This window comes from Clostridium folliculivorans, from assembly GCF_024341905.1.
Classification (GTDB): domain Bacteria; phylum Bacillota; class Clostridia; order Clostridiales; family Clostridiaceae; genus Clostridium_AR; species Clostridium_AR folliculivorans.
Genome location: NZ_BQXY01000002.1, coordinates 602,262 through 624,996 on the forward strand (window position 1 = coordinate 602,262; position 22,735 = coordinate 624,996).

Below are 22,735 nucleotides of genomic sequence, written 5' to 3' on the forward strand. Positions count from 1 at the left end.
AAAACTTAAAGGAATCCTTAAGAAAACCTTAAGTTCATCCTTTAAGCTTATAGCCCATTCCCCATATTGTTTCTATATATTCCTCTTCTAGATTTGCCTTTTGCAATTTATTTCTTAAATTACTCATATGAACATTTACAGTGTTTTCATCACATAAATACTCTTCTCCCCACACACTTTCGAAAATATTAGCTTTACTGAATACTTTTTTAGGATGGGTTAAAAATAATTCTAGTATATTAAATTCCCTTGCGGTTAGAACTAATTTAAGTCCATTTACCTCAACCTCTTTAGTTTCTTTATTTAACACAATATCCTTATAAGTTAGCTTTTCATCAAAAACTTCATTGTTATTAAAATTTATATATCTTCTAACATTCACATCAATTCTCGCCGACAATTCTTCTAAATCAAAAGGTTTAGTAATGTAATCATCTGCTCCTAGTTTAAAAAGCTCTAATTTTGACTGCTTATCCATCTTTGCTGAAACTACAATTATAGGCATAGTCTTATTTTTTCTTATGCTTCTAATTAATTCCTCACCAGTCTTACCTGGTAGCATTAAATCCAATAGTACTAATTGGAATGTATCTCTTTCAAGATACAACAAAGCTTCTGTGCCAGAATAGGCTTGTACCACATCGTAATTATTTTTCTTCAATACCTTTGCTATTAAGTTATTTATACTATCATCATCTTCTACTATTAAGATATTAATATTATCCATCATCATTTTCTCCTTTATATTTCTTAAAATTTATCACTTCAATCTGAAAACTATTTTCAAAACTCCTCTTGTTCTGATAAGAAAACTTGAAAATATAAATTTTATTATGAAAAATTAATACATGAAAGTTGCAAAAGTGAACACTAATACTCACTTGTAGCTCATAACTTACTTTAACGTAAATCCAAATTCACATCCATTACTGTGCCTACTTTTACAGTATATCTCACCACCATGCTCTTCTATTATGTATTTGCATATAGATAACCCTAGCCCAGAACCTGGTATACTTGAACTCCTGGACTTTTCAGCTCTATAAAATTTATCAAAAACATAAGGCATATCATCTGGGCTTATACCAATACCGTTATCCTTCACCTTTATAAGTACTTTTCCATTCTGCATCTCTGCTTCAATAATGATACTTCCTCTACCATTTTTCATATACTTTATGCTGTTCTCCACTAGATTATATAAAACCTCTGTTATCCGCCTCTTATCTATACATACTAACATATCTCTTGTATTTACTTCGTAGGAAAAATCAATATCTTTCTGTTTTACATATACCTCTAGCTCTTTCATTACAGGAATGAAATACTCATAAAAATAAATTTCTTTTATGTTTATATCAAGCTGATTTAGTTCAGCATTTGAGTATTCCAATAGTTCACTTATCATATCTATAAGTAAATCTGTCTTTCCTATGATTATATTTACATAATTCTCTTGAGCTTTAGGAGTCCTAGCTATCCCATCCCTTAGACCTTCACTGTATGCTTTGATTGTAGAAATCGGAGTCTTAAGATCATGGGAAATACAGGATATCAATTCTTGTTGAGATTTTTTAAGAACTTCTTCTCTTATTTGCTTTGCTTTTAATTCATCTCTCATAAGTTCAAAGGAATATGTAAGATCACCAACTTCATTTTCTCCTATTTCTTTTTCATAGGTCCTAATAATTTCTAAATCATAATTACCCGCAATAATTCCTTTGGTGGAAACACTAATTTCTTTTAAGGGAGTTAAAATCCTTCTGCTAAAGTACAAAGTCCTAGCTATTAAAATATAAGCACTTATAAGAACACCAATAAACACTGGAGAAAATATATTTATTACTCTTGTAAAATTTGATTCTATTAAAATATCTTTTTCAGGTATCAAGAAAACTACAAATCCATTTACCTTTCCCTCATTCTCCAACACAAAACTTTCTTTTATCTCATGTTTATTGTTAATACTAAAGCTCTTATCCGTTTGAATCATCTCTTGAGTATTTAATAATTCTCCAACTTTATAGTCAAAGGCCCCCCCATTATATAGAACTCTTCCATCTAGGCCAAAAACAATATACGGATAACTCCCTTCATGGTACATTCCTTTTTCTATTTCATTTTTTTGCCTCGAAACAATCATTCTTATATCATTATCATATATCTTAGAATCAATATTAAAAAACTTATATATACTTAAGATAACTGATACGAAAAGAACGACTACTATAATAGCAGCCGTTATAATATTTCTTTTATAAAGAATATTATTCATAGAAAACTCCCCTTTTAGGTGATATCTTTTATGCAATGAATTTATATCCTGCTCCCCATACTGTTTTTATATATTCTAAATCATATTTCCCTAACTTCTCTCTGATTCTATTTACATATACAATTATGCTGTTGTCATCACAGATACCGTTATACCCCCATACGCCTTCATATATTTGCTCCTTTGAAAAAACCTGATTTGGGTTTTTAGCAAAAAAGTATAACATATCGAATTCTTTAGTGGTTAAGTTTAACTGCTCTCCCTTAACCATTGCTGAATAAGAGGATTTATTAAGTATTAACTCCCCTATTTTCACTTCATTATTGTCTATAGGGTGTACAACTTTTATTTTTTCATATCTTCTAAGCTGTGCCTTTACTCTTGCTACTAATTCTAATGGACTAAACGGCTTGGTTACATAGTCATCAGCGCCAATTCCAAGAGCTATAACTTTGTCCATTTCTCCACTTTTAGCTGAGATCATAATAATAGGTACTTCTGATTTTTCTCTTATCTCTTTACATACACTTATTCCATCTACCTTTGGCAGCATTATATCTAACAGTACGAGGCTTGGCATCTTTTCATGAAATTTTTTTAATCCTTCTTGCCCATCATGTGTCACCACAGGTTCAAAGCCTTCCACTTCTAAATATGCCCCTAGAATATCTGCTAATTCTTTTTCATCCTCTACTATCAGTATCTTATGCCCCATTTTGCACCCCATTTTCAAACTATTATTTATGTGCTTGCAATTTAATTTATTAATATTAATAAACTATAGATATAACTATACTGCTTTTTTGAATATATATTTCTTCTAAAACCAGCATTATCACTATATATTTATATGATTATATAAATATATAATTTTGTGATCGTATATATATAATTATATAAACTTTTCATTTTATATTTATATCTACGAAAATTATATCTTAGATTAACTATTCTTACAAGTTCTACCATCCCTTCTCTTTAAGGAACTTATACAATATCTCTTCTCTTTCTGAAGCTGATATTCTATCATACTGCTCTAAGTTTAATTCGCCATCTATACGGCCATCTTTAAGATAAATAATACGGTTTCCTCTTAAAGCAGCTTTTAGATCGTGAGTTACCATTACCACAGACTGTCCTTCATTATTAATAGTTGTAAATATATCTAAAACATTTTCCCCCTGAGAAGAATTAAGAGCTCCTGTCGGTTCATCAGCAAATAATATTTTAGGATTATTTATCAAAGCTCTACATATAGCTGCTCTTTGTTTTTGACCACCAGACATCTGATTTGGAAACTTCTTTCTATGAGAAGTAAGTTCCATTTTTTCTAATAAAGTACCTATCTTCTCCTCTATTTCTCTACGTTCAGCTTTTGTCTTATAGGTTGGACTTAAAATATTTTCATATACAGTAAGGTTAGGAATTAAGTTTATTCCTTGAAATACAAAACCTAATCTCTCTTTACGAAGCTTTGAGATTTCTTTTTCTTTCATTCTTGTAATGTCTATTTTTTCAAAATAAACCTTCCCTGTAGTCACCTCATCCATTCCACTCAAATTATAAAGAAGAGTAGATTTTCCTGAACCAGAGCTCCCCATAATAACAGTAAAATCACCTTCAAAAATCTCTAAATCTAAGTTTTTAATAACATTGTTTACTTCGCCATCGCTTATAAAACTCTTACATAATAACTCTGTTTTTATAATAACATCTTTCATAAACTAACAACTCCTTCAATAGTTAAAGTACTATGTTGAAATTAATTGGTTAGCATCTCCGTCACAACCACTTAATTTCAACTCAGTCATTGATCATATTTATAATTAATCCTAACCCTTATTCCTGTACCAAATCTCTAACATCAACTTTTTTAAGTGACCGTGAAGATATAAGTGTACTTATAATAAAAGCAATAAGTACTACTATATTTACCAAGGCTATATGGAAATAATTATAGGTTACAGGATATTTTATAAATCCAAACATAGACAAACATACTTTCATAATACTTGGATAAAGTAAGATAATCATAGGCACTGCAATTATTATAGAGATTACCGCAAGTATCCCAACATAATATAGATTTGAGCATATCAGATGCCAAGTTGAATATCCGAGGCATTTATAAATACCATTTGTTTTTTCATTACTTGTGTTCCTTAAGATTACTATGCAGAAAATATTAATACCACCTACTAAAAGCATTAGCGCAACTACTGGAGGAATAGCTCCTTTTTGAGGAGTTACTATCATGTCCATAATACTACTGAAGGCTTCTGTTCTGGCAGTTATATTGCCATTTCCTCCTATCTTCTTCTTCATATCCTTTATAAAAGAGTTCATTTGCTTTTTATCCTTTAAATATATTGAAAAATAGTTATAATTGAAATCATAATTATTGTCTGTATATACAGAGGTAGTTAACCTGCAACAATCCCCCAGTTCAAGATAAGTTTGAAATATACCTGTTATAAGTAAATTTACTCTTTTTTCTCCACCTAGATATATTTCAATATAGTCACCAATGGTTTTATTAAGATTCTTAGATATTTTGCTACTAATAGCAACTTCATTTCCGTTTTCAGGGTTCCTCCCTTCAGTAATTGGAAGGTTCGCTTTAGAATAATCATCGAAAACAAAGCCTTTCATGGTTGTTAATTTCATTCCTTTCTTCCATTTCATAGTAACTTGAGTTGCTATATTGCTATTTAAAAAATACGATACTCTTGAATCATTTTTTATAATATCTTCTACTTTTCCATTTTTATTACTATCTGTTACGTTAATCATAACATCGCATTTGTCTACACCAAGCCAATAGTCGTTGTTATCTTTCAAAGTATTTGCCACATCCAGAGATATTACCCCAAAATTTATACCAAATACTGTCACAATAGAAGTTATGAGTATCACAATGGAGTTTTTTCTATTTCTCATTACCCCCCTTAATGCAATTCCCATAGCTGAAAACTGAAATTTTAAATTACCCTTATAATTTTTTTTCTTTTTCGTACTGGAATTTGTCATCCCATTTAAGGCATAAACCGGCTTGACATTCTTTGTCTTACTTATGATTTTATATATCATACCGATTACTAAAGTTACAATCACTAAATAACAAATAACTCCAGGAATAAACAAATTATGGCTTATCACTTTTCCCATATTCTTAAATACTGAAATTAATATAATATTTGATATACTTGCAGAAGCTACGCCACCTAATATACAGGCTACAGAAGTTATTAAGAAATAGAACTTTAGGTACATACTCAAAATGTCACTTGAGTTATATCCCATTGTCTTATATATGGCAATAACTTTAGCATCCGTAATCATCAGATTTTGTATCATAAAATTAATTATTATACAGCTAACAACTAACATGATAATCCCTATGGCAAGAAAAATTGCTCCGATTATATTACCGGAAATTTTATTTACATTAATGGTGTCTTCTAGAGTTATTATGTGTCCATTCATTTGTCCATCGTTTTTTTCTCTGTAAGCCTGTTCAATATCCTCTCCTGTTACACCCGGCTTTCCGTAAAGCCTAATGTTTAGATTTCCGTACACCCCTGTTGGCAACTGCTTTACCAATATTTCACTATCGTATGAAGTAGTCATATCATAAATTTCTGAATATATACCTCTTACTGTATAAAAGATATTTCCATCAGAAAATTTTATTTTAATTTTATCTCCAATATTAACGTTATTTTTATTACTTAAACATGCTGGAATTATACATTCGTTATCCTTCAGCTCCCTTATCGTATCCTTGTTCCCTTTAAGGAATCTAATATCTCCATAAATTGAGTCCTTATATTCTGCTAATCTAAAAAAACCTTCTAACTTTTTATCATTGGAAGTAATTTCTTCCTCAATATAATGCACCTTACTATACTCAATCTTATTAACATTTGGTAGCTTTGCAAATGCTTCTCCTAATGCAATTACTTCCTTCTCTTTTTGAGAATATGGATATAAGATTCCAGAAGCTGAATTACACTCCTTCACGAAATCCTTAAAGGGCTTATCTAATGATATTAGAATACTTATAGACGCACTTATCAGCATAGAACATAACATTATTATTAAAAACATAAGTGCTGTCTGCAGTTTTTTATGTCTAAAATTCTTGATCCACATATTTCCTAATCTCTCCTACTACATATTATTTAACAGACATATAAACACACCACATACTTATTGGTACTCTATTATCTGCATCCTATATATTTATAATAATTGGTAAATATAAAATAAAAATATATTAAATATTAATAATTATTAATAGGTCTATGGACCATATATTGAAATTAGGGTGTCTCTACATCCGACACTTCAATGAGTTTCGCAAAGAATTAATATGATTTTCTTCAATTACATAGCTAAAACTGATAACTCGCTCCGTTCGGACAATACAGTTTTACTTTTTAATAATCCATACTTTTTATAAATATTTTATATCTTAAATTTAAGATAATAAAAAGGCTATTTGATTAAAAAGTAAAAAGTGAAAATATATCGCCTGCCAGAATTTCTTCACATACGTTCAGAAAAGGCAGATACGTAAAAAAATCACTAATAAAGAACGATTAGTGATTTTTTAGAGCCATTCCATTTCAAAAAATCATTTAATTCTAATATCTCACTCATATAGCATTTACTGTAGAAACACCCTAATTTCTATTATCATAAACCATAAGGTTATTAACAAATGAATTTTATGTATCTAGTAGAAAATTAAAATTGGCTATTATACATGAATTAAGCTAATTCACTGTATAATAGCCACAAAGATTACTCACTATCAGCTTTCATCTTATTGTACTCTTCCATTTGCTTTAAGTAATTTATCTGAGTTTCAGTTTTACCTGAATATTTTAAACTTTCATCAATAGTCTCAATTACAGCTTTGCCAGAAGCCGCATCCTGCATTTCAACCTTTAATTTTTCAAATTGTTCTCTTGTTAGCTCGACATAACTTCCACAACTCGGGCAAGCAATTTGATATTTTTTCTTATATGGTATTATAGGTATAAAAAACAAGGTAAACCATGTTGTTGCAATACATAATCTCCAAACATTAGTCTGGTTACAATAGTTGCAGGTACGCTCAAAAACTCCACCAATAAACTTTCTGGTCACCTTACCCCATCCCCAAATTATCATAGTATCACTCCTTATATATTATCCAAATAATTATAACATTTACCTGTATATTCCACAACCAAGGGATATTATAATTAAATTTGGTGCTGTTTAAGCACCAAGTTGAATAATATTATAATAAGTATAAAGAGGTCCTGTAATTTATTATATATCTATATTTTTTACAATAGAATGGAGGCCCTATATATGGAAACATCAAAGTTTAGAAAATTATATCTGCTAATTAATATTCCTATAATAGTGCTATTTTCTATAATATTAATTACACCACTTTCCATAATTGATAGGGTTGCTGATGTATATTATGTTGGTATAGTTACTCGGATAATTATGGGAATATGGTTTATTTTTAATGGTTTATGGAATGGATGTACTGATTATTATTCTTTTTTAAAGAATAATAGGTTTCAAAAAAACACTAAAACTCCTAGATGGATATGGTTGTTACTTTTCATTTTGGGTGTTGGATGTATTATAACTGCTTTTATGGGTTATGGATTTAACGGGGTTAAGAAACCTCTATAATTCTTATGACAGTCTAACGCTTGATCTTCTAATTAAACGCAATTTAAAGGAAGTCAAAATGACTTCCTTTAAAAATGAATATATTATCTACAAATAGAAATAATCGCCTTCCATGAAATAACAATTATATTACAACAAAGTCACTCTACTTACTTCAGATGGAGAGAAGCTTCTTCGATATGCTGATATACTTTACTTAAACTTGATCTATTCTTCTTATTTTTAACAAATACAAAATCACACCAATTAACTTACAAACTGAGATGATTATAGCTGCAACAAGTATTGTGTTCATAATTATAAACCCTAAATCTACATTACGATTTTCTCTTTGAAGAGTGAATACCATATTCAATGAAGTAGAACAAAAAGCACTTGCTAGAATTACGTTATATAGTATCCTTTTCATTAATGTTTTGTCACGAACTTTCTTTTGCTTTAAAAAAACAAACTTAGAAGTGTTATCGATATCATTGCTTGCTTTCCTCCAAATTATCATCCTAATCCCATCAATCCACATATAATGGATTGGTTTCCACCCAATTTTAATAAAAGATTCGAAATATTGTTTATTGACATATGGAAGAAAATCAGTAAAGTACTGCGTTTTACTGCTCTCATTTTTTTTAAAATAAAGTATAAGTCCTCTCAAGGCAATTCTGTGTAGTTTATATCCTTCCATTTCCATATCTTCTAACCATCTTTCAAGTTTAGAAGGAAATAAAAGCAACCAGTAACCTTTTATTATTCTTACCAATTCATCATTATTTTCTAGACTTTCATCTACTTTAATATAATCAGTTAAACACTTTATATTTTCATCTTTTTCCATAATTTCATTCCTTATAATATGTAAATTTACCTGGCACTAAAGCAGATATCATTACTTTATTTTACATCAAAACCATAAATTAGTACATAAAAATCCATTGTATGCTAATAAAGATACATTATCTCGTTCTAAAATCCATTTTTAAAACTCCCACGTGTTCTGATAAGGGGATTCACACTCTTTTTAATATTTACCTTCCTATAAATTCTTTAACTTTATAAAATACGCAACTGATCCGTGTAAAAGATAAAAGAAAGTAAATGCAAGCAATGCAAAAAATGTATTGAGTCCAATGTAAAACATATCAACTCTGTATATATTTTTATGAACAGTTGCTACTAAATTTATAAAAAAGTAAACTAATATTATTAAATTCACCAGATTAGCAGTTACTACTCTAAAAACATTCTTAGGCAATTTCATATTGCAATTTAAAAATTCTGATTTACTGCATACATCACCTTGGTCAACTGTTCTCATCCATATAACCATCTTTCCACCTATCATTCTTGTGTTATACATCGGCTTCCAACCAAGCTTTATATATGTTCTAAAATATACTTTATCAATTATATTTGGAAAATCTATAAAGTATTTAGTTTTTCTTTTTTCATTTCTGGTAAAATAAAAGAGATTCCCTCTCTTATTTATCTTATCCAATCTATACCCCTTAGCTTCCATTTCTTCAAGCCACTGCCCTACCTTATTAGGATTGAAAATAAACAGTAAGCTTTTTCTTATCTTAATTAGATCATCAGTTTCTTTACTGCCATTAAGTATGTTGGACTTTCTAATAGCTGCTTGTTTTTTCAGATTTCCACTCATAATATCATCCCTTTTATTTTTCTTAACAAGCTCTTAAAAATATTATTACAAACCATAACTTAACTATACATTAAAATCTATTCTAAATCTATAAAACTATAGATTTCCTATTTTCATTAATTAGCATTGTGTTTTGTCATAATTACCTTTCTATGCAATAAGATATAACTATCCACGGCTTTATCTATTTTAAAATTTTCTATACAGTAAAAAAAGTTATGCATCTGTAGAAAATCTTCAAAATTCAAGATTTCTGAACATACATAACTTAATTTCTTTAAAGGATTTATTTATCTTCTTCTTGTTATTTAAAAATAAGATCTATTAAAGGTGAAACAAAAAGTATTATTGAAAGAATTACTATAAATATTACAGTAATCCAAATCACCACATTTTGCACCTTGTTATTTACGTACTCACCCATAAGCTCCTTCTTGTTTACAAGTACTACCATAAATATCAATATAACTGGGCTTAACATACCAGCTATTTCTTGAGTTGCAAGCATAACTCCCACCAAAGATATATGTGGTATAAGTACTAGTACTGAGCTGAATATTATCATAAAAGTAAATATACCATAAAAAGTAGGTGCTTCTTTGTATTTATGATTTAATCCACTTTCAAAGCCAAAGGATTCACATATAGCATATGATGTTGATAGTGGAATTATCATTGTTGCAAGCACTGATGCCCCAAAAAGTCCAGCTCCAAATAGGATTGAAGCATAATTTCCTGCTAAAGGTCTAAGCGCAGAAGCAGCTTGCTCTGCACTGTCTATTTGTATTCCAGCTTTATATAAAGTAACAGCCGTACACACTATGATGAAGAAAGACACTAAGTCTCCCCATATAGCCCCTAAATAAACATCTAATTTTTCGTACTTATAATCTTTTAGTTTTATCCCTTTGTCTACTACAGAAGACTGAAGATAAAATTGCATATACGGAGTAATTGTAGTTCCTATCATACCTATAAAGGTTAATATAAATGCTTTATTAAATTGAAGTGTAGGTGTAACTGTTGCTGTTAAAACTTCATGCCAGTTTGGTTTTACTATAAAACAAGTTATTATATACGAGAAAAAAACAAAAGTGAAAGCTAAAAATAACTTCTCAGTTTTTGAATATGATCCTCTAGTAATTAAGAACCAAACTGCAAAAGCCATTACAGGCACTGAAATATATTTAGTTACACCAAACAGTTCCATGCTTGCTGCAATTCCTGCGAAATCACCTATACACACACCAAAGTTAGCTATAAATAAAGTGAGCATTGCAAAAAGCGCAAGCTTTACACCAAATTTTTCTCTTATTAGATCTGCTAGACCTTTTCCTGTTACTATAGCCATACGTGCATTCATTTCCTGAATTACAGCCAAACTGAAAGTAATAAGAAGAAGTCCCCAAAGCATTTTATATCCATAAGTTGCTCCAACAGAAGCATAAGTTGCTATGCCACCAGCATCATTTCCTGCATTTACTGTTATGAGTCCTGGACCAATAATAGTCATGATAAAGAGTATCTTTTTGAATCTGCTATTCTTTACTTCATTCATAATGCCACCCTCCTCATTGGAGCATACTCTTTAACACTGTCATTTAATGATATTGTTCCCACTAATTCATTAATTTCATCTATAACTGGCAAAGAATTTACGCTGTATTTTTCCATTGTTTCAATTGCTTCTTCTATAGTATCTTCATCCCTCAATATCTTTGGCTGTGTTGCCATAATGTTATAAAGCTTAGTATCTTTATCTGATGTTATTAGTCTTAATACCGGAACAACACCGAGAAGATTACTCTTATTGTTAATAACATAAATATAATAAGTTTCCTCTTCATCAGGAACATTGATTTTTATCCACTCTGCTACTTCTGCCACAGTTATATCTGGAAGGAAAGCAATAAAGTCTTTAGACATAATACTACCAACTGTATCTCTTTCATATTCCATAAGTTCTCTTATTTCTTCTTGGCTTTCCTCATCCATTTGAGTAAGAAGTTTTTCAACTCTATCATCTTCTATTTCTTCAAGAATATCTGCTACTTCGTCTGATGGCATTATCTCAAAAATATCTGAAGCCTTTTTATCAGACATAGAGTTAAGCAGATTAACCTGAACTTCTGTCTCTATCTCCTCAAGAACTTCAGCAGCTTTTTGGTTGTTAAGACTATTAAAAAGAATATGACGACTTTTATTATCTAATTCCTCAATTATATCTGCTATTTCAGCCGCATGGAGAGTTTCGATTTTGTTTGCTGGTGAGTAAAGCTGCAAATTATTACTACCAGTTGATAGTGGCTGTACATTATCCCAAATAATAAGTTTGTTTCTTAGCTGAAAGTTAAGCGCTCCTGTCAATAATATAAATGGGTATTCTATTCCCAGACGCCTTAAGAGACCTCTAGTTCCTATATCTACTGCAATAAGCTGCCATCTACCATTTATATTTCCTAATCTTACATCATTTACTCGCTCTACTCTTTTTCCGTTGGTATCTACTATCTGCTTATCTAAAAAATCTTTTGCTAAATATATACCCTTGCTATCTGGCAAACTTATTAATAAACTCTTGGTATTTATTTCTATATAATATCTTTCTTTGCTATCTTTAAAAATATCAAGCTTTTCTAATGAAACATAGAAAGACTTTGCTCCATTTTTAATTTGAACATAAGTTGCTGTAGGTTTTTCCTGATTAAAATCAAGTATGAAATCGCTAAGTTTACCGATTAATTGTCCTGATTTATTGTGAATTTCTTTCTTTAAGATCTTGCTAAAGAAAAAACTAGTTGCTTTATCCATTTGTTTCACCCCTTCTTTTTACGGCATCATAAATATTTCATGATGCTCATAACTTATTCTTACAATGTTTCAAATTGCAATACATGCAAAAATGAAATTTTTAGTTATTAGAGGGGCTCGTCAAATAATCTGCATTAAAACCGTGAATACCTATTTTTAGTTTCATAACAATAACCTCCAAAGTCATCGTCACTCAAACGGCAGTTACCCGTGTAAATAACGATCCAAATTCTATATTTAATTGTATTCGTCTTATCCTCAGGGTCGTCTTCCATTAGTAACCACCTCCTATTTTTATATTCATGTTACTTTCACTAATTCTAATCTCATTTAGTTTTTTTTCACATCCACTTTTATGAAAGTATGTGATGAATCTTACAGTCCATACATTCTTTTTTATTCTTTAGCTTTGCAAAGATTACTTTTTTCTTATATCAATATTTAGTTATCTATTGACTTTGCTTTATTATAACTTTCTAAAGACTAAAAAAACTCTTCATCCCGACGAATGAAGAGTTATATGCTCGACAAAAAAACACTTATTTTCTCCATCCGTTGAGCTTTAGCACTACAAGGCTTTGAGCATTAGCATTCATATTTATGAATGTTGTCAGCTACATTAAGTAAAACCTTAATTCGGCAGTACCTGCTGACCCATTGGCGTCTCTCGACATTTCTGGGCAGTAGCGTGTATCCTTGTAGGAACCTCACCTAACGAGATATTCAATTTTATTACCTTCTATATCATATTCTCTTTAGCATGATTTGTAAACATAATTTCACATAAATATACCATTAAATTTTTTTAACGGCAGTTTTTGCTTTTTTTTGTAAGTTTTTTTCAAGTCCAATATAGTTTTTTTAAATTTTCTTTCAAAACTTCTTGACTTTATAATTCCTTTACTGTATATTAAGTGAGTAGGCAAGTTACAAACATAATATCGCGGGGTGGAGCAGTTGGCAGCTCGTCGGGCTCATAACCCGAAGGTCGTAGGTTCAAGTCCTGCCCCCGCAACCAAAAAGCAGTTATACTTAGAGTATAGCTGCTTATTTTTTTATTTAAATTTTATTTATCTTTTGTTTTTAATTTATAAAGATTATCATATAGACAAAGTACTATTTTAATATCAACTATATTGTTGATCTATTCTCCTACTCTCAATTATAAAAGCTATACTCCCCTAACTTGAGCTATTATTAAGGCTATGTTTAAGAATATTGTTGAAATTGATTGGTTATACAGGAGATGCTATATGAGCGAGCAACTAGAATTAAATGATTTTTTCAGATGTAATGGCTCTAAAAAATCGCTAATCGTTCTTTATTAGTGATTTTTTTACGCATCTGCCTTTTCTGAACGTATGTGAAGAAATTCTGGCAGGCGATATATTTTTACTTTTTACTTTTTAATCAAATAACCTTTTTATTTTCTTAAATTTAAGATATGAAAGATTTATAAAAAGTATAGATTATTAAAAAGTAAAACTGTACTGTTCGAACGTAGTGAGTTTACAGTTTTAGCCATAGAATATGACAAAATCATATTAATTCTTTGCGTAAGCTCATTAAGGATGAACAACTCTACTCCTAAAAATATAAATTCAATCATAGAGTTGTTCATCTAAAGAGCGTCGGATGATTAACCATTCAATTTCAACACGGTGCTTTAATAGCGCCATTATTAATAACCTATTTTCTGCTTTCTAAAATTAAATTTATTATTTCCTTTACTTTATATATTAATTAGTGTATAGTTATCAAGTAGGCAAGTTACAAACACAATATCGCGGGGTGGAGCAGTTGGCAGCTCGTCGGGCTCATAACCCGAAGGTCGTAGGTTCAAGTCCTGCCCCCGCAACCAAAAAGCAGTTATACTTAAGTATAGCTGCTTATTTTTATTCATCTTGATATATTTTAGAGCGCTCGGTTTTCCAGGTCTACACTAATATACTAACACCAAAATTCCACATGTTATTTCTTAAAAGCCTTATATAATCTGCTTTCTAGTTATTATCTAAATCTAATAACTGATCTATACTATCAATTTTGTAATCAAAATCATCCACTTGTCCAAAGCCATAACTTGCAAATACGAAAGGAATGCCAGCAAATCTTGTTGCTTCCATATCCCACTGTGTATCTCCAACATAAACTGGATTCTTTAAGTTATTTCTTTCTACTACAAGCTTTATATTTTCCCCTTTAGTAAGTCCTGTTCTTTCTGCATTTTCATAGTCAATAAAGTACTCACTTAGATTATGAGCCTTAAGAAAAGCTTCTATATAACCAACTTGGCAGTTACTAACTATAAACAATTTGTACTTTTTTGCTAATTTTTCAATAGTATATTCCAATTTATCAAACAAACTACCACCATGTTCTTCTAAGTACTTACACTCATTTGCCCAACATGCAGTTATTAAGGTTGTTCTCTGTTCATCTTCTAGATGAGGAAATAATCTTAATGGTATTTCAAGTACTGATAATCCCATTATTCCTTTTATATCTTCTACTGTTATTGTACTAGTAATCTTTGTATTACTTATGATTTCATTAAAGGAATCTGTAACCCCTTGTGTTGAATCCCATAGTGTTCCATCTAAATCAAAAATAATGCTATCTATTTTCATGTTTCCTCCATATTAAAATATTATATTTCTTTAGCTTTCCAATTATTTAAATAGATTCTATTAAATTAGCTGTTCAATTAAATTTCCAACTAACTTATCAACTAATTTTCATTTGTTCTGCTTTATGCTAAGACTAAAAATATCTACTATTCTATTGTAATAAAGATTTATTCCTTTTACAATTTGGTTTTACATTAAGGCTATCTTTTTTATTGCATTAATTTCGTGACTATATAACTATAAAATTCTTTTTCATATTATTTACTGCTCAAAATTTAAAAAACATGTAATATACTTATGTTCATTTAAAAACCAATTCTCCAACACAAAGAATAATGCGCTATTACTATTTTAGAAAGTTCTATTTTATATTACTATTTTGAATTGAGCACACTATAAGTCAATTCATCTAAGGCTTTGCAAGCTTCCTTATCCTTAGGGTTTCTAATAATTCTTACCAAATATTGATTCACTTTTTCGTTATATGTAGTAAATATAACTTTGCTTGTATTGGAATTAGTCATACATAAATAAAGATTATTTATTGCACCAAACAAATCGTTTCTATCTTCATTATTGATATAAGAACTAAATCTCATCAAATTTAAACTTGAATATAAACCTCCAGCAGCTGTTGTTCTTAAATAAGCTTTTCCTTCATCATTACTCTTATTATAATCACTATTTAGAATACCGTTAGCTAGAACTAACTGATTTGTAAATGAATCATCTATCTCATTTTGATCCTGTTTCCTTAGATCATTTATAGCTATAATATATAAAATAGCAATAATTAAGACAAAAGGCATTGCCTTTTTTATAATAACTTTAGAAGACTTTAATAATTTTTTCACTAAAAGCTTTCCCCTTTCTAACCTTATCTAAATATTCAATATTAGACATATATATTAAAACTTAGTGCTTAAAAACTTTTCTACAAAATTTATCTCATTGCCGTTTTCAATCAGTTTAAAATCTTCCATTTGTCCAGCATAACCAAGTCTATATATTTTTCTACATTTATAAGTATTTTCTCTAGGAGATTTAGTAAAACTAGCTACTACGGTATATCCTTTAACTTTAAATTTTAAATCTTTGTATTCATTTCCAATTCCATTAAAGCAAAGATACCAAATTCTTGTGTTACTGGATCTTAGTAAATTTACACCTGGCTTCAATTTTTCATCTTTTACTAGACCTTCTAAGTCCTCATTTTCAAATGCAGTTTTAGATGTATCTACTTCCGCTAATTGTATTGATACATTCTTAGCTATATAATGCATATAATAATAGTCTAAAATAGGGATTGTAAAAACAATAATAAGTCCAATAATAAAACTTTTTATTTTCATACTTATCCACTTTCAATTAAATATTTTTAAACAACTCGTAAATTCAAAGTTTTTGCTTGATGTTATTTTTACATAGATTACATACAACAAATCATAATATTTTTTATGTTATGATAATCAAATAACTATTGGAGGTTCCCCCTATGTATAACACTGTTATTTTTGATATTGATGGCACTATTTTAGATACAGAATTTGCAGTACTTTCTTCTCTTCAGAAATTAGTCTATGAAGAAACCGGCAAAAAACTAAGCTTTGAAGATTTAATCTTCTCTTTTGGAATAACAGGCGAAGCTGCACTTACACAGCTTGGAATAAAAGACCCTAAAGAAGGCTGCATGAAATGGAATAAATACTTAAGGGATTATTTTCATCATGTGAAAGTTTTTGATGATATGGAAGAAACTTTAGCAAAACTTCATAAAATGAAGATTTCTATTGGTATAGTTACTTCCAAAACCAAACTAGAATATGAAGCTGATTTTATACCTTTTGGACTATCTAATTTCTTTAATATAGTTGTCTGTGCTGATGACACTGAAAGGCATAAACCTGATCCTGAACCCATACTAAAATTTATTGAACTTTCAGGTTCAGATACATCAAATACTATATATATTGGAGATACTATATATGACTTCAGATGTGCATATGACTCTCATATTGATTTTGCGTTAGCATCTTGGGGATGTAAATCTCAATATGGTATCAATTCAACTTACATCTTAAAGAATCCAAAAGATTTATTAGAAATAGTTAGGTAATGTAATATTGAGTATTTTTTTATATAGAAATTAAACTTTTTCTATGTAATCTTAGCAGCTAATATCTATAAACGCTTACCACATAGTTGGTGTTAGGTAGAACCTCTACATGATATTTCTTCCCCTTTATAAGAAAATTTTTGGAATATTGTCCATTAAACTCAAAATCTTTATCTCCTACTGTAAATCTAGTAATAGTTGTTCTACCTTTTGTAACCTTAAAATCTTTTAATTGTCCATCATAGGCTTCATATTGTGAGTTCATCATATTTGACAAATCCTTGTAATAAGGAACTGCCATAGATGCAAAAGCAATCGATAATATTATCAAAAATGTACCGAGAACTTTTGCGCTTATTTTCACTGAAGGCTTTTCTTGTTTATATTTAATAATTCTAAGATTAGAAATACCTAACCCAAATACCACTATCGAAAAAAAGCTAAGACCTATGATATGTCCTACAAATACTATTTTGAAGTTTTTAGAGGATTCCATTATTAATGGCATTATTAGGCCTATACAAAACGCCAGAATTACAAAAATCCATACTATTTTTTTAACTTTATTCTTAAACTTCATAACTCTCGCTCCTAAAAATGTATTAATAACCTACTATGTGCTGTAAGACTACATAATCAAACAGAACTTAGCTCTATATTTTTAGCATAATTTTTATGAAATAATAAACAAATGGCGCCGTTAATATGATACTATCAAATCTATCTAAGATTCCACCGTGCCCAGGAATTATATTTCCAAAGTCCTTAATTCCATTGAATCTTTTTATTAAGGAAGCTATTAAATCTCCACATTGTGATATCACTGATCCTATAACTCCCATTACTAAGCAAAAATACAAGAATTTATTTGTATGGAATCCAGTAAATTTAAAAATTATTATTCCATATAAACAGGACATCAATGTTGCACCTATTACTCCCCCCATAAATCCCTCAATAGATTTATTAGGACTTAGCTCTGGTGTTAATTTCTTCTTACCAAAAGTCTTACCTACTACATATGCAAATGTATCAGCACTCCAAGCTATAATAAATACAAACCAAACAAAAATATTTCCATAACCATTCATGCTAATTATTTGACGTATAAATGAAAACATGTAAGTAACATAGAAAAAACCTATAAATGTTATAGCTATGTTTTTTGCATTTTGCTTACTATAAAAAAGTACTGAGTAAAACACTAAAAAAATAGAGAATAAATTTATGAACAATCCTATATTAGAACTAAAATTAGGCAATACAAATATGTAATACAACGCAGAGAAGCCTATTCCTATCATAGTATAATTACTATTAAAATCCTTAAAGGATTTGTAAAATTCATTAAGCCCAATTGTTATAATCAAGAGAAGCGTAACATTTAAAAGTATTAAATTTTTGCTAAGCAGTATTCCGATTAAAATTGGCAAGCCGATAACTGAACTTATTATTCTTTGCTTCATAATACTCCTTCTAATAATTTTCTATCTAATTTCTATTATAGTTAGACATCACTTAAATACAGAAATGTTATTGATATCTACATCACACCAAACTTGAACTTCTATATATCTATCTGGCCCATTTTTACCATCTTTATTCCATTCTTGAGGAATCCCATTTATTGATACAACTTCTTTTATCTCTTCTAATGTATAAACTTTTTTCCGATAAGGCTTTTTGTCGTTATATCTCATAGCAGGAAAAATATCTCCGTAAGTAAAACTTATTGTCTTATGATCAAAAAATTCTATTGGAATCTTGAGTTCTTGTCCATCTTTATACCATTCCTTAATCCATTGACATGGTCCTAAAGTCATAGAAATAGGTGTTTCTCTTAATGGCTTACCACCTTTTTCAATAAACAATGTTCTAACCCTCTGCTCTAATTCCCTTCTAATAGTCATGTAATCTTCCGATCTCTTACTAGCAAAGGTTTCTCCATTTCTACGTATCTTTTCTAATTCATTTTCCGAATGTTCCTCTGATAAATCTGATAAAGTTTTAAAAGGACCAACTTCAGCTTCATAGTAATGATAAATAAACTTTGGCAATAATGTCATAGTACTTGCCTCTTTTCTATATAAAATATTCCCTAAGACATGATATTTAGATTAATATCTGCAAAAGCTACTCAATTATCTCAACTTTTTTTGAACTTAAATCCACAATCCTAGTTCTAGTATCTGACTTTGAAATGAATATCGGGTCGCCATTATTATCTATACAATATGAAATAGGTATTGATACACCACAACTTCTATAAGAACCATCTGCGTGGCTTGTTCCAATAACAAAGGTTTTATACTTTTTTGCAATAGCCTTTGCTTCCTCAACCCACTGCCCAAACTGTTCTTCACTAAACATTCCTACCCCAATTGGATGTACTACAAAATCAATTTTTTCTTCTACTCTTTTTAAATCCCTTTTAGCCTTTAGAATCTCCATACATAATATGTACCCAATTGTATTATTATTATAAGTAACAGTTAAAGGATCATATAATTCTATATTTTCATCAGGAATAGTTTTAGGTCTTTCTAAGATTTTATTACCTTCACCACTTATTATAATAGCTCTATCCTTATTATCTTTTCTGTAAGATGATACTATTGCTACTTTATAGTCTTTAGCTAGTTTACATGCTTCTTCTACGGACTTTTCATTTGATAAATATCCTTCAGGATATAGAACTAAATCTATCATATTATTAGCTTCTATATGGTTCTTAATCTGTTCAATTTGTTTTTCATGTATTGGTTGTCCAATTAAAATTTTCATAATTATTCCCCTAACGTAAATCTTTTTACCTTACTGTAACAATATCTAATATTATTCTATAGATTACTAATGTATTTTATCTTTTATTAAAATAAATTTGTCTCCCCATAAATTAATTTAATTTTTCACTACTCAAACAACTCATTCACTACTGGAATCACATTAATCAATGGTTCTTCGTATGGATGAATTTTTCTGATGATCTTTAAAGCATCCTTTACGTATTCTCGTTTGCATCTAAGCTCCATCTTACATTCTTCGCCTTCACAAACTTTCCCTATCTCTCCGTTAAAAGGATTTGAACCTTCTAATGGCCTCCAGTATCCTCTTACATTTGTTAAGGACATAACATTGTCATAATCCCCTACTGTACATGCATTAATGTCATTTAGTTCGTTTCTCAAAGTCACCACGTATTCTTCTGGAATATATATTTCAATCTTTACTTCTTTAAAGTCCATGAAACTTTCTCCTCCTTTTATTAAAATCTAAAATGCACCCTTACAGTATTTAAAATGTTTTTTATTAAGAAGTAGCACATCAATAATTTTCTCTTATGTAATCAATATATTTCATATAAAGATTAGTTTTACTTATATTAAGAACCTCATCAAATTTATTCGGTGACCTTACAAACCTTCTTAATTTATCATAACCAAATAAATTTATTATTGCTTCAACCATAGTATATGAGTATTGATAGCCATTAAGAGCAAAAAATGTTTCAAAATCTTCTCCGGTGTCTAAGTCTTTGAAAGTAGGAATCTTTCCATTACTAAGCCCTTCACTAACCGTTTGTCTTATCCAGCTTTCATTATTATCCTTGGCTTCGTAACAAGCAATTCCTTCATTTAACCACCTTGGAGTATTGTTATTTATTTTATTAACTAAAATATGCACAAATTCATGTATTGCAGTATTTACTACATTATCGAAGTTTGATCCTGGCGGTGGATTTAGAGGTGATGCTATTATAATTTTTCCAGCTCCAAGCCCTCCTCTTATCCAAGTTGGAGCATCTTGTAGCCCTAAAGCATGATGAAGTGATTTAATGTTAGAATAAATTTCTATAATTAGTTTGCTTTGCAATTTCTGATCTAAATTGATTGTTATTCTACTATAATTATTTTCTAGTGCATCTATAACTTTACCCATACATTTACTATCATTTTCTCTAAAATAAACTATAAAATGTTCTGTCTTTACTCTTAAGTTTAGTTTGTTTTCATCCTTTTCATCCAATTCTTTAAGTTCTTCAAATAAGTATTTATTCCCCTCATAATTAATAGCATTCATTCTATTTATCTCCTTAACGTCTGCATCTTAGCCTTTGCCCTATATGATTGGCAATCTCTGAAAACTTACACTATAAGACTTATCAAATTTACCCTTAATTATTTTCAAATATTCTAATTGAATTTCATTAACTTTTAAGCTTGTTTCTTCAATGCTTTTTATACCACTATCGTAATAAGCCTAAATAGTTCTCCATAATATTCCATTAATGTAGATAATTATAGCTCATTTCGATTTTAACTACAACTATGGAAGAGTTTACACAAATAGAATCACATAAAAAGTCACCATAATAATTAACCCTAAAGGCACTCCAAATTTCATCCACTCAGAGCTTTTTATCCTTAAACGTCCTGATGATATGATGTTTGGGATATTTCCTGGAATCATCATTCCACCACTTATAAGAAGACCAAGTGTTATGGCATTTATCTGCTTTGCAGTCATTTTACTACTTATTTCAGCTGCTGCAAGAGTTGCATTGTCAAGCACTGCTGAGGACATGTTTATCCAATATAAAATGCTACTATCTAATTGTATGATATATTTATCTACTAGAGGCCTAAAGCCTGCGCCTAGCATATCTAATGCAATGATAAATATAAAGATTTTAACGGCCTTAACTACTATATCTGTTATTGTCTGATTTACAATCCTAGGCTTAGTTTCTTCCAAATCTTCATTATTTTTTATTCCGTAGGAAGCACCAAGAATCCCCAAAATGATTATTGTTGGAATAATATATCTTCCAATATTACTTAACATATACCAAAAATCCAGATTTAATTTAGTTGCAATAATAGTCGCTAGTGGTTCACCAATTGGTGTCAAAATAGATCCTAATCCAATGGAAAAACAAGCTATTATATTTATTTTTATTTTGTTTTCTCTATTTACTGGCAGCATCTCAATAATCTCTACCAAGAAAAGAGCTGCAATTATTGCAGTTATAACACTTGAAACTAATCCAATTAGTATAATCATAGTGAATATAAATACCTTTAAAGAAACATGTTTAAGGCTGTAATTCATTGCTCTTTCCACATACCTATTTATATATCTAAATAATAAACCACCAACAAGTACAGCAAAAGTTATCATATACAAAAAATGGTTTTCTAAAATCTCTAAGATAAAATGAATACTCATTGCCTTTGATATGATAGTTGCTAAAATTCCCATTGCAAAAAGAAAGTACTCTAAATTATCTTCTACCTTTCTCATAGTCAACGGCAGTATAAGAATTATCAGTAAAACTAAGACTAAAGCTATTTCCATTTAACATTCTCCTAAATACTTTCTAATTTTTAGTGGATTTTAGGCAAAATAAAGGTGAAAAACCTACTTTTTAAGTTTTTCACCTTTTAAGAAATATTATGCCAAATTATAATTAAAACTGATATCCGTATATATACCGTAATGTTTACTAAGAACTATGTTAGAGGCTTATCTATTATTAT

Annotated in this window: 23 protein-coding genes, 2 tRNA genes and 1 riboswitch; of the genes, 4 read left to right on the forward strand and 21 right to left on the reverse strand. The window is 29.6% G+C overall.

Going from position 1 to position 22,735, the window contains the following annotated elements; all coding sequences use genetic code 11:
* Window positions 1–34 precede the first annotated feature (34 nt).
* The 6 genes from OCU55_RS09165 to OCU55_RS09190 all read right to left on the reverse strand — a co-directional run bounded on the left by OCU55_RS09165 (window position 35) and on the right by OCU55_RS09190 (window position 7,456).
* Window positions 35–730 carry a response regulator transcription factor gene (locus tag OCU55_RS09165; protein WP_261852000.1) on the reverse strand — a complete coding sequence of 232 codons (696 nt, stop codon included), beginning with the start codon at window positions 728–730 and terminating at the stop codon, window positions 35–37.
* Window positions 731–895: 165 nt separating this feature from the next.
* The gene (locus tag OCU55_RS09170) at window positions 896–2,275 is read right to left on the reverse strand and encodes a sensor histidine kinase (RefSeq protein WP_261852001.1); all 1,380 of its coding nucleotides are present in this window, start codon (window positions 2,273–2,275) and stop codon (window positions 896–898) included.
* A gap of 28 nt (window positions 2,276–2,303) precedes the next feature.
* Entirely contained in the window at window positions 2,304–2,990 is a 687-nt protein-coding gene (locus tag OCU55_RS09175) for a response regulator transcription factor (protein ID WP_261852002.1), read from the reverse strand.
* Between the two features lie 247 nt (window positions 2,991–3,237).
* Complete coding sequence (locus OCU55_RS09180) at window positions 3,238–3,996, reverse strand: ABC transporter ATP-binding protein (RefSeq protein WP_261852003.1); 759 nt, start codon at window positions 3,994–3,996, stop codon at window positions 3,238–3,240.
* Between the two features lie 118 nt (window positions 3,997–4,114).
* Window positions 4,115–6,430 carry an ABC transporter permease gene (locus OCU55_RS09185; protein ID WP_261852004.1) on the reverse strand — a complete coding sequence of 772 codons (2,316 nt, stop codon included), beginning with the start codon at window positions 6,428–6,430 and terminating at the stop codon, window positions 4,115–4,117.
* A 654-nt stretch (window positions 6,431–7,084) separates the two neighbouring features.
* Entirely contained in the window at window positions 7,085–7,456 is a 372-nt protein-coding gene (locus OCU55_RS09190) for a zinc ribbon domain-containing protein (protein WP_261852005.1), read from the reverse strand.
* 186 nt (window positions 7,457–7,642) lie between these two features.
* Between OCU55_RS09190 and OCU55_RS09195 the strand changes: the two genes are divergently transcribed.
* Window positions 7,643–7,981, forward strand: coding sequence for a hypothetical protein (locus tag OCU55_RS09195; protein ID WP_261852006.1), 339 nt, complete (start codon window positions 7,643–7,645; stop codon window positions 7,979–7,981).
* A 196-nt stretch (window positions 7,982–8,177) separates the two neighbouring features.
* Here OCU55_RS09195 and OCU55_RS09200 read toward each other — a convergent pair whose 3' ends face one another.
* From OCU55_RS09200 to OCU55_RS09220, 5 genes are all read right to left on the reverse strand, one after another.
* Entirely contained in the window at window positions 8,178–8,813 is a 636-nt protein-coding gene (locus OCU55_RS09200; RefSeq protein ID WP_261852007.1) for a DUF2812 domain-containing protein, read from the reverse strand.
* Window positions 8,814–9,011: 198 nt separating this feature from the next.
* The gene (locus OCU55_RS09205) at window positions 9,012–9,638 is read right to left on the reverse strand and encodes a DUF2812 domain-containing protein (RefSeq protein WP_261852008.1); all 627 of its coding nucleotides are present in this window, start codon (window positions 9,636–9,638) and stop codon (window positions 9,012–9,014) included.
* Between the two features lie 304 nt (window positions 9,639–9,942).
* Window positions 9,943–11,196: an Nramp family divalent metal transporter gene (locus OCU55_RS09210; protein WP_261852009.1), complete on the reverse strand. Its 1,254-nt coding sequence runs from the start codon at window positions 11,194–11,196 to the stop codon at window positions 9,943–9,945.
* On the reverse strand, window positions 11,193–12,449 hold the full coding sequence (locus tag OCU55_RS09215) for a magnesium transporter (protein WP_261852010.1): 1,257 nt from the start codon (window positions 12,447–12,449) through the stop codon (window positions 11,193–11,195). The genes OCU55_RS09210 and OCU55_RS09215 overlap by 4 nt, the downstream gene beginning before the upstream one ends.
* A gap of 134 nt (window positions 12,450–12,583) precedes the next feature.
* The gene (locus OCU55_RS09220; RefSeq protein WP_261852011.1) at window positions 12,584–12,724 is read right to left on the reverse strand and encodes a hypothetical protein; all 141 of its coding nucleotides are present in this window, start codon (window positions 12,722–12,724) and stop codon (window positions 12,584–12,586) included.
* 264 nt (window positions 12,725–12,988) lie between these two features.
* Window positions 12,989–13,175, reverse strand: a riboswitch (M-box (ykoK) riboswitch).
* 216 nt (window positions 13,176–13,391) lie between these two features.
* Here OCU55_RS09220 and OCU55_RS09225 point away from each other — a divergent pair.
* Window positions 13,392–13,467 (forward strand) — tRNA-Met (locus tag OCU55_RS09225).
* A gap of 767 nt (window positions 13,468–14,234) precedes the next feature.
* Window positions 14,235–14,310 (forward strand) — tRNA-Met (locus OCU55_RS09230).
* Window positions 14,311–14,452: 142 nt separating this feature from the next.
* Here the strand turns inward: OCU55_RS09230 and OCU55_RS09235 are convergent.
* The 3 genes from OCU55_RS09235 to OCU55_RS09245 all read right to left on the reverse strand — a co-directional run bounded on the left by OCU55_RS09235 (window position 14,453) and on the right by OCU55_RS09245 (window position 16,431).
* The gene (locus tag OCU55_RS09235; protein WP_261852012.1) at window positions 14,453–15,079 is read right to left on the reverse strand and encodes an HAD family hydrolase; all 627 of its coding nucleotides are present in this window, start codon (window positions 15,077–15,079) and stop codon (window positions 14,453–14,455) included.
* A 374-nt stretch (window positions 15,080–15,453) separates the two neighbouring features.
* Entirely contained in the window at window positions 15,454–15,933 is a 480-nt protein-coding gene (locus tag OCU55_RS09240) for a hypothetical protein (RefSeq protein WP_261852013.1), read from the reverse strand.
* Between the two features lie 54 nt (window positions 15,934–15,987).
* Complete coding sequence (locus OCU55_RS09245) at window positions 15,988–16,431, reverse strand: hypothetical protein (protein WP_261852014.1); 444 nt, start codon at window positions 16,429–16,431, stop codon at window positions 15,988–15,990.
* Between the two features lie 143 nt (window positions 16,432–16,574).
* On the opposite strand from OCU55_RS09245, the gene OCU55_RS09250 reads away from it, so the two are divergent.
* Window positions 16,575–17,195 (forward strand): HAD family hydrolase, encoded by a 621-nt coding sequence (locus OCU55_RS09250; RefSeq protein ID WP_261852015.1) that lies wholly within the window; start codon window positions 16,575–16,577, stop codon window positions 17,193–17,195.
* 58 nt (window positions 17,196–17,253) lie between these two features.
* On the opposite strand, the gene OCU55_RS09255 is transcribed toward OCU55_RS09250, so the two are convergent.
* The 7 genes from OCU55_RS09255 to OCU55_RS09285 form a co-directional block, all read right to left on the reverse strand.
* Window positions 17,254–17,775: a hypothetical protein gene (locus OCU55_RS09255; protein WP_261852016.1), complete on the reverse strand. Its 522-nt coding sequence runs from the start codon at window positions 17,773–17,775 to the stop codon at window positions 17,254–17,256.
* 73 nt (window positions 17,776–17,848) lie between these two features.
* Window positions 17,849–18,661 (reverse strand): phosphatidate cytidylyltransferase, encoded by an 813-nt coding sequence (locus OCU55_RS09260; RefSeq protein WP_261852017.1) that lies wholly within the window; start codon window positions 18,659–18,661, stop codon window positions 17,849–17,851.
* 48 nt (window positions 18,662–18,709) lie between these two features.
* Window positions 18,710–19,261, reverse strand: coding sequence for a hypothetical protein (locus tag OCU55_RS09265; protein WP_261852018.1), 552 nt, complete (start codon window positions 19,259–19,261; stop codon window positions 18,710–18,712).
* A gap of 67 nt (window positions 19,262–19,328) precedes the next feature.
* Window positions 19,329–19,979 carry a hypothetical protein gene (locus tag OCU55_RS09270; protein ID WP_261852019.1) on the reverse strand — a complete coding sequence of 217 codons (651 nt, stop codon included), beginning with the start codon at window positions 19,977–19,979 and terminating at the stop codon, window positions 19,329–19,331.
* A gap of 128 nt (window positions 19,980–20,107) precedes the next feature.
* Window positions 20,108–20,440, reverse strand: a complete 333-nt coding sequence (cutA, locus tag OCU55_RS09275; protein ID WP_261852020.1) for a divalent cation tolerance protein CutA — start codon at window positions 20,438–20,440, stop codon at window positions 20,108–20,110.
* A gap of 79 nt (window positions 20,441–20,519) precedes the next feature.
* The gene (locus tag OCU55_RS09280) at window positions 20,520–21,275 is read right to left on the reverse strand and encodes a peptidase MA family metallohydrolase (protein ID WP_261852021.1); all 756 of its coding nucleotides are present in this window, start codon (window positions 21,273–21,275) and stop codon (window positions 20,520–20,522) included.
* 258 nt (window positions 21,276–21,533) lie between these two features.
* Entirely contained in the window at window positions 21,534–22,553 is a 1,020-nt protein-coding gene (locus tag OCU55_RS09285; protein ID WP_261852022.1) for a DUF1646 family protein, read from the reverse strand.
* Between the last annotated feature and the right edge of the window lie 182 nt (window positions 22,554–22,735).

Coding starts and splice junctions, on each gene's coding strand:
- OCU55_RS09170 (WP_261852001.1), bottom strand. CDS start 2,275: ATGAATAATATTCTTTATAAAAGAAATATTATAACGGCTGCTATTATA.
- OCU55_RS09270 (WP_261852019.1), bottom strand. CDS start 19,979: ATGAAAATTTTAATTGGACAACCAATACATGAAAAACAAATTGAACAG.
- OCU55_RS09210 (WP_261852009.1), bottom strand. CDS start 11,196: ATGAATGAAGTAAAGAATAGCAGATTCAAAAAGATACTCTTTATCATG.
- OCU55_RS09245 (WP_261852014.1), bottom strand. CDS start 16,431: ATGAAAATAAAAAGTTTTATTATTGGACTTATTATTGTTTTTACAATC.
- OCU55_RS09165 (WP_261852000.1), bottom strand. CDS start 730: ATGATGGATAATATTAATATCTTAATAGTAGAAGATGATGATAGTATA.
- cutA (WP_261852020.1), bottom strand. CDS start 20,440: ATGGACTTTAAAGAAGTAAAGATTGAAATATATATTCCAGAAGAATAC.
- OCU55_RS09280 (WP_261852021.1), bottom strand. CDS start 21,275: ATGAATGCTATTAATTATGAGGGGAATAAATACTTATTTGAAGAACTT.
- OCU55_RS09185 (WP_261852004.1), bottom strand. CDS start 6,430: ATGTGGATCAAGAATTTTAGACATAAAAAACTGCAGACAGCACTTATG.
- OCU55_RS09265 (WP_261852018.1), bottom strand. CDS start 19,261: ATGACATTATTGCCAAAGTTTATTTATCATTACTATGAAGCTGAAGTT.
- OCU55_RS09235 (WP_261852012.1), bottom strand. CDS start 15,079: ATGAAAATAGATAGCATTATTTTTGATTTAGATGGAACACTATGGGAT.
- OCU55_RS09285 (WP_261852022.1), bottom strand. CDS start 22,553: ATGGAAATAGCTTTAGTCTTAGTTTTACTGATAATTCTTATACTGCCG.
- OCU55_RS09205 (WP_261852008.1), bottom strand. CDS start 9,638: ATGAGTGGAAATCTGAAAAAACAAGCAGCTATTAGAAAGTCCAACATA.
- OCU55_RS09195 (WP_261852006.1), top strand. CDS start 7,643: ATGGAAACATCAAAGTTTAGAAAATTATATCTGCTAATTAATATTCCT.
- OCU55_RS09190 (WP_261852005.1), bottom strand. CDS start 7,456: ATGATAATTTGGGGATGGGGTAAGGTGACCAGAAAGTTTATTGGTGGA.
- OCU55_RS09180 (WP_261852003.1), bottom strand. CDS start 3,996: ATGAAAGATGTTATTATAAAAACAGAGTTATTATGTAAGAGTTTTATA.
- OCU55_RS09215 (WP_261852010.1), bottom strand. CDS start 12,449: ATGGATAAAGCAACTAGTTTTTTCTTTAGCAAGATCTTAAAGAAAGAA.
- OCU55_RS09255 (WP_261852016.1), bottom strand. CDS start 17,775: ATGAAGTTTAAGAATAAAGTTAAAAAAATAGTATGGATTTTTGTAATT.
- OCU55_RS09260 (WP_261852017.1), bottom strand. CDS start 18,661: ATGAAGCAAAGAATAATAAGTTCAGTTATCGGCTTGCCAATTTTAATC.
- OCU55_RS09175 (WP_261852002.1), bottom strand. CDS start 2,990: ATGGGGCATAAGATACTGATAGTAGAGGATGAAAAAGAATTAGCAGAT.
- OCU55_RS09220 (WP_261852011.1), bottom strand. CDS start 12,724: ATGGAAGACGACCCTGAGGATAAGACGAATACAATTAAATATAGAATT.
- OCU55_RS09250 (WP_261852015.1), top strand. CDS start 16,575: ATGTATAACACTGTTATTTTTGATATTGATGGCACTATTTTAGATACA.
- OCU55_RS09200 (WP_261852007.1), bottom strand. CDS start 8,813: ATGGAAAAAGATGAAAATATAAAGTGTTTAACTGATTATATTAAAGTA.